Source organism: Algoriphagus antarcticus (assembly GCF_002150685.1).
Lineage (GTDB): Bacteria > Bacteroidota > Bacteroidia > Cytophagales > Cyclobacteriaceae > Algoriphagus > Algoriphagus antarcticus.
In genome coordinates this window covers 48,087-60,230 of record NZ_MSSW01000042.1, presented here as the reverse complement: position 1 = coordinate 60,230, position 12,144 = coordinate 48,087, and the positions used below count along the sequence as shown (strand labels likewise).

Genomic DNA, 12,144 nt, shown 5'->3' with positions numbered 1-12,144 from the left:
GCATGAAAAAAATAGTAATCATAGGCTTACTTCTAATAACTGCGCATTTTGCGCAAGCGCAGGATAAAATAGAATGGCTGAAATTTGAAGAGGCTGTAGCAGCTACTGAAGCAAATCCAAAAATGCTTTTGGTGGATGTGTACACCGATTGGTGCGGCTGGTGCAAGAAGATGGACAAGGAAACTTTCACCGATCCAGCTGTAGTCAAATACATCAATGATAATTTTTATGCCGTCAAAATGAATGCTGAGGATGACAATCGAAAGTTTGATTTCAAAGGCAAAGAATATACTGAAGCAAAAATGGCGGCTGCTATGCGTGTCCAGTCCTACCCTAATTTTGTGATCATCGACCCTACCTTAATGAATATCACCCAATTACCCGGTTATAGACAGCCAGTGGAATTCTTGGCCGGATTAGGAGAGATAGTAGACAAAGGAATTGGCGCAAAATGAGTTTTTCCCTTTCTGAGCAAAATGACACCATCATTGCGTTAGCGACCCCACAGGGTGTAGGAGCTATAGCAGTTATTCGCCTTTCAGGCAAAGACGCCATTCAGTTGACAAACGAAGTCTTTTTTGGCAAAAACCTATCAATTCAAGAATCACACACCATCCACTTTGGCACTATTCGCGATGGAGAAAAAATCATCGATGAAGTGTTGGTATCACTTTTTATAGCACCTAAATCATTTACCAAGGAAAATGTAGTGGAAATCTCCACACATGGCTCTTCCTATATCGTCAATCAGGTTCTCAAACTGTTTATCCGTAAAGGTGTACGTCCTGCAAAGCCGGGGGAATTCACTCAACGTGCATTTCTGAACGGTCAGTTTGATCTGGCGCAAGCTGAGGCTGTTGCAGATTTGATTCATGCAGATTCCGAAACTTCCCATCAGGCGGCACTTAGCCAAATGCGTGGTGGATTCAGTTCTGAAATTCAAGAACTTAGAAATCGATTGATCCATTTTGCTTCCATGATAGAATTGGAACTGGATTTCGGTGAGGAGGACGTAGAGTTTGCAAGTCGCGAAGAATTGCGGGCACTTGTTGAGCGTTTACTTCGTGTCGTTGAAGAGTTGATTCTGAGTTTTGATCTGGGTAATGTGATCAAAAACGGAGTTCCGACTGTGATCGCCGGAAAGCCAAATGCTGGAAAGTCCACCCTTCTCAATGCCTTGCTCAATGAGGAAAAAGCAATCGTCTCAGAGATCGCTGGAACCACCAGAGATTTTATCGAAGACGAAATCAATATAGGAGGTGTGATCTTCCGCTTTATAGATACGGCTGGATTACGGGAAACAACAGATATAATTGAAGCAATCGGTGTGAGCCGAACTCAGGAGAAAATGAAGTCAGCATCCTTGATTTTGTACCTATTTGATTTGGGTGATACTGATTTGGTAGAGATCAATAGAGATATCAATAAATTGGAGAATCAAGGAGTTCCTTTTCTGAAAGTTGCGAATAAGGTAGACAAGGGTAATTCACAGTTAATTAGTGAGTTAAAAGATAAATATCCTGATACTATTTTCATCTCTGCTGGTAATAAAGAGAATTTGGAAGAGCTGAAATCCAGAATACTTGTGTTGGTAAATCTGGACAAATTCAGAACCGGTAACACTGTTGTGACTAATGTACGCCACTACGATTCCTTGGTCAAAACCCGTGAATCCTTATTGGACATTCTTACTGGTTTGGACAATGAAGTGACCAATGATTTTGTGGCTATGGATATCCGCCGCTCGCTGCATTTCCTTGGCGAGATCACAGGTGAGATCACCACAGACGATTTGTTGGAGAATATTTTTAGGAATTTTTGTATCGGGAAATAAGTTTCCAAAAACAGTTCTTTATGCAATAGAATCTGCAAATTTGAATTAGAGACTCTTTTCTTTAAAGTCTTAAAGTATGGATATCGTAGAATTAATAAAAAAATATAGATCGTTAAAAATCGATGAAGTAATTGATCATGAGAAATTCAACCTCATTTCAATTGTTCATCATTCTACTTCTATAGAAGGTTCTACGCTGACTGAAATTGAAACTCAAGTTTTGCTGAATGAAGGGCTTACACCAAAAGGAAAGCCTATCCATGATAGCTTAATGGTTACCGACCATTTTAAAGCATTACAGTTTACACTCAAAGAAGCTAATAGTAAAAAACCAGTAACACCCACTTTTATTCAAGAAATCAACGCCCTTGTCATTCATAGTACTGGAGCGGTTTATAATACTGTTTTTGGAACGATTGACGCACGAACTGGCGCGTTTCGAAAGGAAGATGTAAGTGCTGGCTCTTCCTACTTCCCCAATTATGACAAAGTAGAATCTTTGACTACAGCTATGGCAAAGAAGGTCAATGAGTTAATGAATTCGGCCATTGACATAGATGAGCAGTTAAATCTTTCTTTTGATGCACATTTCAACTTGGTCAGTATTCATCCTTTTTATGACGGAAATGGACGCACGTCAAGGCTACTAATGAATTATATTCAACGCTATTTCAACTTGCCGTTGGCAATCGTATTTAACGAATCCAAAGCTGAATACATTCAAGCATTGATTGATGCGAGAGCGACGGATGATATTGAAGTTTTCCGTTCATTTATGCGTAAAGAATATGCCGAGTACCTTCAAGCAGATATTCAAAGGTTTGAAGAAATGACGAAGCCCAAAAAAGGAAAAGGTTTTAATCTGATGTTTTGAGATAGATTTTTTCATTCCATTTTTGGCAAAAGGCAAATAAGTAGCCGCCTTCCTTCTTTTTTCTGACAACTACCGCTCTTTCTATTGCTTTTTTAGGTAAAAAAAATGCATCCTGTTAACAGTTTTTTACTCAAGTAGAGTCAATCTCTTCAATTGACCTTGGGTTGCTAAATTAAGTACAACAAGATCAAATGATTAAAGATAAACTTACCCTCTCACAACTCGATCAATACCTCCCCAACTAAGCGTAGATTGTATCTACGCTTTTATATTTTTCAGGGATTTGTAATCCCTAATACTATGTTTATCTTCACGCTATATATTTTCCCCAAAAACCACTCATAGCCAAGTCATTACCGCTCTTCGCAATCGACAATCTCGAAGCTTGATCTGAAGATTTGAAACCTTCGAGGTGTAAAAAACCTCAAAGGTTTTTCGGATTGAAAATCCTACGATCTAGGTTTAGGATCAACACAGCTGACTGATGATTTTGAGAGAAATTTACCGACTTCTCAACATTAGAATTCCCCAACTAAGCGTAGATTGTATCTACGCTTTTATATTTTTCAGGGATTTGTAATCCCTAATACTATGTTTATCTCCACGCTATCCATTTTCCCCAAATCCACTCATAGCCAACTCATTCCCGCTCTTCGCAATCGACAATCTCGAAGCTTGATCAAAAGATTTGGAACCTTCGAGGTGTAGCAAACCTTGAAGGTTTTTCGGATTGAAAATCCTACGATCTAGGTTCAGGATCAACACAGGTGACTGACGATTTTGAGAGAAATTTACCGACTTCTCAACATTAGAATTCTACTTTTGCTCTGCCCGATAAAAAACATCTTGCAAAGCTTCTCGAATACCCAAACTGTACAATTTCTGGTGATCTCTAGACGGGTAAACTCGGTTGGATAGAAATATATAAGTGAGCTTTTTTTCGGGATCGTCCCATACAAAAGCCCCCGTAAAACCAGAGTGACCGAAACTTCTGGGGCTTGCCAAAGGAGAAGGATAAGCTTCCGCCAAGGGAAGCTCGGCATTGTTCAAGAGTGGTTTGTCAAAACCCAGCCCGCGACGGTTTCCGTTTTCGCGAAATTGTACTTCCGTAAATTCTTTTACGGTTTCGGCTGAAATAAGCTGTTTGCCATTCACTCTGCCATAATTTTGATAAAAGAGCATCAATTTTTGGCTCCTCCTCTGCAAGCGCTGAAGAAATGAAAGCTGAGGAGTTGGTCAACATAATTACAGAATACGAAAAGGTTGACTACTCTATTCTTGATCAGGTACCATCAGCAAAAAGAAGAAACAGGTGACTTCTGCATTTAAATATAGATTTTGAACTCATATACTTATCTTTGTGTATCTTATTGTGTACACAAATATTAAAAGGCTATGGTAGTAGTAAGCACTAGAGAATTTCGTCAAAATCTCAAAAAATATCTGGATTTGATTGATAAAAATGAGCGGGTTATCATTAAGAGAGGTAATGATAAAATCTATGAAATATCAAACACTGTAAAAAATGATCGCTTCTTTGATGATCCTGTAATCCAAGAGCGGATTTCAAAAAGTATTCAGTCCTACAATGAGGGTAAAACGGTTAAGTTAACTGACGATCAACTGAAGGAATTGCTTGGCATATGATTTTTGAGATTGAATTCACTTCAGAAGCATTGGAGGACATTGAGAAACTAAAAAAGACTGGTAATAAAGCTCTGGTAAAGAAGGTTTTTATATTAATTCAAGAACTTAAAGAGCATCCAGAGACAGGCACTGGTAAACCAGAAAAACTTAAATACAACCAACAGAACACTTGGTCAAGAAGGATTGATAGAAAAACACAAACTTGTTTACCTGATTGACGGTTCAAAGATTGTAGTGACAGTTTTAGGTGCTTAAGGGCATTATGATGATAAATAGCCACTATTTTTGATTTTTGTGCATATCGTATTCTGCCCGATAAAAAACATCCTGCAAAGCTTCTCGAATACCCAAACTGTACAATTTCTGGTGATCTCTAGACGGGTAAACCCGGTTGGATAGAAATATAAAAGTGAGCTTCTTTTCGGGATCGGCCCATATAAAAGTCCCCGTAAAACCAGAGTGACCAAAACTTTTGGGGCTTGCCAAAGGAGAAGGATACGCATCCGCCAAGGGAAGCCCGGCATTGTTCAAGAGTGGTTTGTCAAAACCCAGCCCGCGGCGGTTTTCGTTTTCTGGAAATTGTACTTCCGTAAACTCTTTTACGGTTTCGGCTGAAATAAGCTGCTGCCCATCCACATTGCCATAATTTTGATAAAAGAGCATCAATTTGGCCAAGTCATCTGCAGTAGCGAACAATCCTGCATTACCGGAAATACCTCCTTTTAGCCCTGCGTTTTCGTCGTGTACCCAGCCGTTAACCAAGGTTTTTCTAAAGAGGGAATCCACTTCGGTAGGGACAATGTCGTTTACATAATTTTTTCCCTTAGGTAAATATCCCAAGGTATGTGAACCTAGAGGTTGATAGAAATTCTCTTCCAAATAGGTTTGATAGTCCGTTCCTGTGAGTTGCTCGATCAACCTAGGGAAAATCAAAAAAGTGAGTCCCGAATACAGGTATTTCTTTTCATCGGAGACTTTGGACCGGTTAATAATTCGGTTCATTTTCCGTTCAAAACGATTGTTGATATAAAGCCCATCGTATACTTGTCCTTGAAATCGATTATTAGGTGATTGATGAACAAATCTTCTTTTGATCTTGCCATTTTCCCGAACCACTTTTTCCAAAAACACTATGTAGGGCACCAAACCTGCCTGATGCGCCAAAATCTCTCGGAGGGTTAGATCCTTTTTGTCTTTTCGGTTTCTCCAAGGTTTCCAATAGTTGCTGAAAGGTTTGTCCAGATCAAGCTTCCCCTCGTCCACCAACTTCATTAAAGCAGGTAAAGGCCCCGCAATTTTGGTCACAGAAGCCAAATCGTATAAATCGTTCAATGCGACAGGCTGAGTGTTGTCGTAGGTATGGTAACCGTAGGCTTGGTGAAAAATAACCGTATCGTTCTTTGCTACCAAAAGTTGTGCTCCTGGAAAAGCCAAACTGTCGATGCCCATTTGCATAATAGAATCCACTTTGTGGTTGATGAAATCCTTATCAAATCCTAATATAGCCGGCTTGGCATGGATCAGTTCTCGTTGAGCAAATCCAAGTTGCATCACTGAAGTAATTAAGAAAAACGAAAATGCTATTTTTTTCACTTTGGCTGAGTTTTATTCCTAAATATGCAAAAATCCTTCGCAAAATAACTGGCTATAGTATTAGCGGTCTCCACGCGTTAATTGGTGAAGGAAGTGGTAGTCGCAAAATTTGCGACAACTGCAAACTGCTTTGGTTAGCATTAAGGTAGGTGGCTTAAAAAACTTAAACGCAAAGTGTAATTCCAGTTTTATTATTTGTATTTCTGTTCCACATATCAGAACAATTAAAAACTAATGCGTGTTGTCAACTACAAACGAATTAAATAATTTTCTGAGAAACATGCTGATTCAGAAATACCATTAAAGTTCTGGTATTCAATAACCAGCAAAAAAGACTGGCTTTCCATAAACGATAGCAGGAAGGATTTTAATTCAGTTGATTATGTAGGCAACAATCGATTCGTTTTCAATAGTAAAGGAAATACATACCGTCTAATTGCCATTATTTCATTCAACGCCAGTAAGGTTTACATCCGGTTTATTGGAACTCACACGGAGTATGACAAAATTAAGGACATTCAAACTATCTGAACCATGATCAAATCAGAAAAAGAATATAACGCCATTTTAGAAAGAATTGAGGAATTACTCTCTAACCCAGATAATATAGAAAATTCTGAAGCCAAGGGATTTGTTGAATTGAATATCCTCTCAGATTTGGTTGCAGATTATGAAGAACAGCACTATCCTATCCTGCCTCCAACCTTACCCGAAGCTATTCGACTTAGAATGCATGAACGAGGCCTAAGTCAAAAAACACTCGCTGATTTTTTGGGGGTAAGCAGTTCAAGGATCAGCGAATATCTCAATGGTAAAAGCGAACCAACATTAAAAGTAGCTCGCGAAATAAGTCGAAAACTGGATATTGAAGCATCAATTGTTTTGGGGGTTTAATATCCAAAGAAAGCGGATGAACAATTAAGCATTTTCAACTACCGAGAAAAACTCTGTAGTTGAATAGTTATAAAAAAACGACATTCAATCATTAAATGGCGTGATTAAGAAACTTGCTGAAAAGAAAATCACCAATGACCAAGAATACGAAACTGCCATGAAATGGCTAAACCCAATTTTCAATGCAGATCCTGAAAGTCCTGAAGGGATAGAGGCTGAGCAGTTGGTCAACTTAATAACCGAATTCGAAATAATACACTACCCTCATCCTGAAAAAGAAGTCAAAAAGAACACTTCGGAAATTATATTTAAAATAATGAGTATCCGCAATCCTGCACCTTGCCAAATTTAATACTGATTTGCTTCTGAAATCCCCTTTACCCCCTTTGAGAAAGGTGGAATTTGATCCGATTTAGAATCAAGATTTAGCTTTTTTCCGGAACGTGCAACAAAGCGAACACTCATTTTTAAAATTTTAATATCCCTAAATAGTACGGCAATCAGGAATTTTTTTACTGTATATGTACCGCATATAAGTTAACTACCTGAAATAAAAGTGATTTTACATTCTGTATCGGGAAATGATGGATAGTATAAACTAAACCACTATAAACTTAAAGTCCATAGGTTAAGGGGGAGCGACTAGAAGTCGCCTTGGACCTCATCACTCTATGATAAAATTATCTTTGGTGTCATCTTTTGGCCGTCTATGATGCTCAAAATATTCGTTGACCATCTCATCCGTTATGTTTCCTGTACTCCAACATCCATAACCTATGGACCAAAAGTGGCGACCCCAATACCTTTTCTTCAAGTCAGGAAATTCCTGCTGGAGTTTTCGAGTGCTCCGACCTTTTAGCCTTTTCACAAGATTACTCACGCTTTGAGAAGGACGATATTCCAAATGCATATGAATATGGTCTTTTGATACCACTCCCTTCAATATCCTTACGTCCTCTGACTCGCAGATTTGGATCAAGAGCGTTCGACATCGCATTTTAATATCCCCTTTGAGAACGGCATATCTATACTTCGTGCACCAAACCATATGAACTGTAAGTCGAGAAACTGTATGTCCATTGCTCCGTTGTTCTGACATTCGTCAAAGTAAACCTTTTTAGAAGCTAAAGCGAAATGCACTAAAGTGCATAGTTTAAACTACTTTTGAGACCACTTAAAAGCGTAAAATTTAATCAACAAACAGCTTGGTTAACAAGTAGTTAGTCAGTAAAGCTGTTTGATTAATGCAAAGCAAATATTGCCGTCCATATCAAAAACATCTCTCTATCTAAATAGTTGGATGAAATTTTCAACTACCCACAATTCATAAGAGGTTGAGCATGCCTCTCTCTGAAAGAGATAGCGCATGATCACCTGGCTGTCAGCATATCAGTTGGCTGTTAATTAATTTCCAACCAAGAAACACAAGTGCGAATCAGGTCAATGAAACGGCTCTAAGACTTTGTAGCAAATCTAAGTCACCAATGAAAAAAGAATTGCTCAGCAGCCATGAGAAGTCCAAATACTCAAAGACTGGAAAGGCTTTTAAACCCTGTAATTGAATAAAAAGCAGAAGATCAAACAGGATCCTTACTGTTCCTTTTTTTTAAATGAAGGTAGGTTATTACTTTTCCCATTTCTAGTCGTTTTTTTATGTTTTGAAACAATTTATTCCTTTTCTGAATAATTTTGAGAATCAGATCTGGGTGGTGAGTTCCTTAAAAATAAACGTAACTTAAGCGCATTCTGCTTTGATAGCCTCTCCCCTGCTAGCTTTGGAGAAATTACCTGAAGACAAAGCTAATTATATGCATCCTCCCAAATCTGATCTATTCATAATAGCCATTGGTGCCTCAGCAGGAGGCATGGATGCCATAAATACACTTTTTGACCATACGCTTACTGACGCGGTTTCTTATGTGATTATCCAGCATCTTTCCCCTAATTATAAAAGTTTCATGGCCGAATTGCTTGCTAAGCATTCCAAGCTCAAGATATATAAGGCAGAATCCGGAATGGAAGTCATTTCCAATCGAGTCTATGTAATGCCGGAAGGAAAGTACATGACCATAAATGGCGGTAAACTGATTTTAACACAAAGGGAGGAGTCAACGCCCAATTCAGCAATTGATATATTTTTCAATTCTTTGGCAGAAGACCAGGGGAATAAAAGTATTGGCATTGTGCTTTCCGGAAATGGATCCGATGGGACAAAGGGCGTAGCGGCAATTAAGAAAGTTGGGGGCATGGTCATCGTACAGGATCCCCAATCCACTGAATTTGAGAGCATGCCGAACTCGGCCATTTCATCAGCCAACTATGACCACATACTCCTCCCTCAACAAATACCTCTGAAAATTGTCGAATACGTAAACCAAAAAATATGGACAAAAAGGTACTCTGACTCCATTTCGGATCAGGATGAGAGCAATGTTATGGAATTGATCGGATTAATAAAAAGCCAAACTCCCCTTGATTTCTCCCAATACAAGCGTCCCACCATTATCAGGAGGGTCATAAAAAGGATGCTCGCAAACAACTGCGAAACCATGGAAGACTATATCGGACTTCTGAAAACCAATGCTTCTGAAATTGATGTGCTTTCAAAGGAGTTTATGATAGGAGTCACTAATTTTTTCAGGGATCCGGAGGCTTTTGAAGTCATACAAAATAAAGTCATTCCAGAAATAGTAAAGAATAAGTTATTGGTTGATCCCTTAAAAATATGGGTAATAGGTTGTTCTACTGGGGAAGAAGCCTATTCTTTGGCCATATTGGTCAAGGAGCATTTGCTTGCACTGAAAAAAGACATCGAGGTGAAGATATTTGCCTCGGATATAGATAAAGAGGCATTGGACAAAGCCTCCAAAGGGTTTTATTCACCGAAAAACGTAAGAGATATTTCAGCCTCGCGCCTTAGGACATTTTTTAAAAAGGAGGGGAAAGGATACCAGGTCAGAGAAAATATAAGGAAGATGCTGATCTTTGCTAACCACGACATTGTACAACAACCACCCTACGGCAAAATGGATCTGATAAGTTGTCGCAATCTGATGATCTATTTTAACCCTACCCTTCAAAAGAAAATATTTTCAATTCTTCATTATTGCTTGAATGTGGAAGGTTACTTGTTTTTAGGCCCGAGTGAGGGGTTGGGTGAAAAGAGGGATATGTTCCATGAAGTTGATAAGAAATGGAAGATCTTTCAAAATATTGAAGGTTCATTCACACTGGGTTTTAATACAACCCCTACCAGACAGGCGGAAATGAAGCCTGGACTCTCTTCCACGGATGATTTAGATACCTCGAAATATCATTTACCCGATCCGATTACTGAGATAATCGCACAATCCCATCTTGAGGAATCAGGGTTTCACGCCGGGGTTTGTATTGACGGAGAAAACAAAGTTATTCTGCCTTTTGGAGATGTCAATCAATATCTGCTTCCAAAACTTTTTAATGACAATTTATTGGAACTTCTTCCTGATGAACTTGCTCTAACCGTAGGCACTTCCATAAAAAAAGTCGCTGCCGGACATTTGAGCGTAGCTGTAGAGCAAATAAAGTTCACTGAGAATAATGAGGTTCGTTCTGTAAGAATTCTGGTCAAGCCGATTTTTAATGACAGTAAATCCTCCAAGCAGAGGTTTATAATCTATTTCGGTGAAGAGAAAATGGAAAATAATGCGGATAAGGTCATTGAAGTTTTTGATAAGAATCTATATTCTAACAGGCATTTAACTGAACTGAATCAGGAACTCGGAGAAACAAGGAAAAAACTTCAGCAATCATATATTGCATTGGATGAATCCAACTATAATATCCAATCCTATAACGAGGAACTGATCTCCAGCAACGAAGAGATGCAGAGCTCCAATGAGGAGTTGCAATCCACAAATGAGGAACTCACCACTTTAAATAGCCAATACCAAGATAAAATTAAAGAACTGGCAGACTTAAATGATGACCTCAATAATTATTTCAGAAGCAATATTTCCAGCCAAATCTATGTAAATAAGAATTTAATTATCAAAAAATTCTCTCCTATATCGTTTAAACAGCTTAATATTAGAGATAGTGATATTGGAAGACCAATTGGAGACATTTCTACAAATATCAAGTTCTCCACCTTGATGCACGATATCAAAGCAGTCATTAAAAGTCAGGAAAACATAAAAAAAAATATTGAGACCATTCACGGCAATTGGTACAGTATGACGATTGTCCCCTACATAAAGTTAAAGGAGGGGAAACCAGATGGTGTAATTATCACCTTTAATGAGATCACAGAAATAATCAAATCAAAAAATATAATTGAGATTGCCAATGCCAAATTGATAAAAATGAATGAAGACCATGACACTTTCATTTATTCAGTTTCCCATGATCTTAAGTCTCCCTTAAACAACATTAATGGCCTAATTAGCATTATTCAGGAGTCAAATGATATTAAAGATATTAAACTAATTGCGGTTCCACTTATCGAATCAGTCTCAAAATTAAGGGAAACCATTGATGAACTTTCAGATATAATCCAAATTGAGAAGGGATTGGAGGATTATGATAAGATAGATCTAGCTGAACTGGTAAGAGAGGTGATTGCAAGTCTCCAAGACAGGGTCGTTCAATCCAGCACTAAAATTCATATTAAACTTGAAGAAAATATACTATTTTTTCCCAAAAAATATTTAAGAAGTACCCTTCTCAACCTAATTAGCAATGCAATTAAGTACAGGTCTCCAGAGCGAGAAAATGAAGTGGAGATTAAAAGTCAAAAAATGGATGACGTTATCATTTTATCAGTCAGAGATAATGGATTGGGAATAGCGAAAGAAAATGTTGGTCAACTATTCACCAAATTTAAGCGTGTTCATGATCTGAATATCCCCGTTGAAGGAACGGGTATTGGCTTATATTTGGTAAAGAGAATGATTACCAATGCCGGGGGCGAAATTGAAGTGGAAAGTAAATTGGGAGAAGGATCCTGTTTTAAAGTTTATATCAAGACGAAAGCGCCGGTAAGATTGGAAAGCTAGGTAATTTTAAGATATATTTTTCATGGGAAATTGCTTTCATAAAATGAACATTCCTGGATCAAATCAAGTAGAATTTCAATTCTCACGATTATGCAGGTTGTGATTGTTTAGTTTTCCAAACTAAGGGAATCACTCATCGGCTAAAAGTCATCATTGCTCTTTGGCTCACTTTTAAGGTAGTTATGCCAATTTAGATTGCACTTCAGCAATAGACCCTTTCAGTTATTACTTGGAAAATAACCAGTAATACCAAAAGTATTGTAGAT

12 protein-coding genes are annotated in these 12,144 nt (G+C 38.1%); 9 read left to right on the top strand and 3 right to left on the bottom strand.

From position 1 onward, the window contains the following. Window positions 1-2: 2 nt before the first annotated feature. From BVH04_RS14160 to BVH04_RS14150, 3 genes are all read left to right on the top strand, one after another. Window positions 3-455, top strand: coding sequence for a thioredoxin family protein (locus tag BVH04_RS14160; protein WP_086542124.1), 453 nt, complete (start codon window positions 3-5; stop codon window positions 453-455). Continuing rightward, a complete protein-coding gene (gene mnmE / locus BVH04_RS14155; RefSeq protein ID WP_086542123.1) occupies window positions 452-1,834 on the top strand; it encodes a tRNA uridine-5-carboxymethylaminomethyl(34) synthesis GTPase MnmE in 1,383 nt (460 codons plus the stop codon). The genes BVH04_RS14160 and mnmE overlap by 4 nt, the downstream gene beginning before the upstream one ends. 76 nt (window positions 1,835-1,910) lie before the next feature. Then, window positions 1,911-2,708: a Fic family protein gene (locus tag BVH04_RS14150; RefSeq protein WP_086542122.1), complete on the top strand. Its 798-nt coding sequence runs from the start codon at window positions 1,911-1,913 to the stop codon at window positions 2,706-2,708. Window positions 2,709-3,524: 816 nt separating this feature from the next. Here BVH04_RS14150 and BVH04_RS14145 read toward each other — a convergent pair. Beyond that, window positions 3,525-3,890 carry a serine hydrolase gene (locus tag BVH04_RS14145; RefSeq protein ID WP_086542121.1) on the bottom strand — a complete coding sequence of 122 codons (366 nt, stop codon included), beginning with the start codon at window positions 3,888-3,890 and terminating at the stop codon, window positions 3,525-3,527. A 213-nt stretch (window positions 3,891-4,103) separates the two neighbouring features. Between BVH04_RS14145 and BVH04_RS14140 the strand changes: the two genes are divergently transcribed. Both BVH04_RS14140 and BVH04_RS14135 read left to right on the top strand, forming a co-directional pair. After that, window positions 4,104-4,355, top strand: a complete 252-nt coding sequence (locus BVH04_RS14140) for a type II toxin-antitoxin system Phd/YefM family antitoxin (RefSeq protein WP_086542120.1) — start codon at window positions 4,104-4,106, stop codon at window positions 4,353-4,355. Beyond that, window positions 4,352-4,573, top strand: coding sequence for a Txe/YoeB family addiction module toxin (locus BVH04_RS14135; protein ID WP_240510936.1), 222 nt, complete (start codon window positions 4,352-4,354; stop codon window positions 4,571-4,573). The genes BVH04_RS14140 and BVH04_RS14135 overlap by 4 nt, the downstream gene beginning before the upstream one ends. A 61-nt stretch (window positions 4,574-4,634) precedes the next feature. Here the strand turns inward: BVH04_RS14135 and BVH04_RS14130 are convergent, their stop codons facing one another. After that, window positions 4,635-5,948 carry a serine hydrolase domain-containing protein gene (locus tag BVH04_RS14130; RefSeq protein ID WP_086542119.1) on the bottom strand — a complete coding sequence of 438 codons (1,314 nt, stop codon included), beginning with the start codon at window positions 5,946-5,948 and terminating at the stop codon, window positions 4,635-4,637. A 294-nt stretch (window positions 5,949-6,242) separates the two neighbouring features. On the opposite strand from BVH04_RS14130, the gene BVH04_RS14125 reads away from it, so the two are divergent. The 3 genes from BVH04_RS14125 (at window position 6,243) to BVH04_RS14115 (ending at window position 7,194) form a co-directional block, all read left to right on the top strand. Beyond that, window positions 6,243-6,479 (top strand): type II toxin-antitoxin system HigB family toxin, encoded by a 237-nt coding sequence (locus BVH04_RS14125; protein WP_205635860.1) that lies wholly within the window; start codon window positions 6,243-6,245, stop codon window positions 6,477-6,479. Between the two features lie 3 nt (window positions 6,480-6,482). After that, on the top strand, window positions 6,483-6,842 hold the full coding sequence (locus BVH04_RS14120; RefSeq protein WP_086542118.1) for a helix-turn-helix domain-containing protein: 360 nt from the start codon (window positions 6,483-6,485) through the stop codon (window positions 6,840-6,842). 100 nt (window positions 6,843-6,942) lie between these two features. Then, a complete protein-coding gene (locus BVH04_RS14115; RefSeq protein WP_240510935.1) occupies window positions 6,943-7,194 on the top strand; it encodes a hypothetical protein in 252 nt (83 codons plus the stop codon). Between the two features lie 312 nt (window positions 7,195-7,506). On the opposite strand, the gene tnpA is transcribed toward BVH04_RS14115, so the two are convergent. Beyond that, window positions 7,507-7,941 carry an IS200/IS605 family transposase gene (gene tnpA / locus BVH04_RS14110; RefSeq protein ID WP_086542117.1) on the bottom strand — a complete coding sequence of 145 codons (435 nt, stop codon included), beginning with the start codon at window positions 7,939-7,941 and terminating at the stop codon, window positions 7,507-7,509. 652 nt (window positions 7,942-8,593) lie between these two features. On the opposite strand from tnpA, the gene BVH04_RS14105 reads away from it, so the two are divergent. Further along, a complete protein-coding gene (locus tag BVH04_RS14105; RefSeq protein WP_140160593.1) occupies window positions 8,594-11,878 on the top strand; it encodes a CheR family methyltransferase in 3,285 nt (1,094 codons plus the stop codon). Window positions 11,879-12,144: the final 266 nt, after the last annotated feature.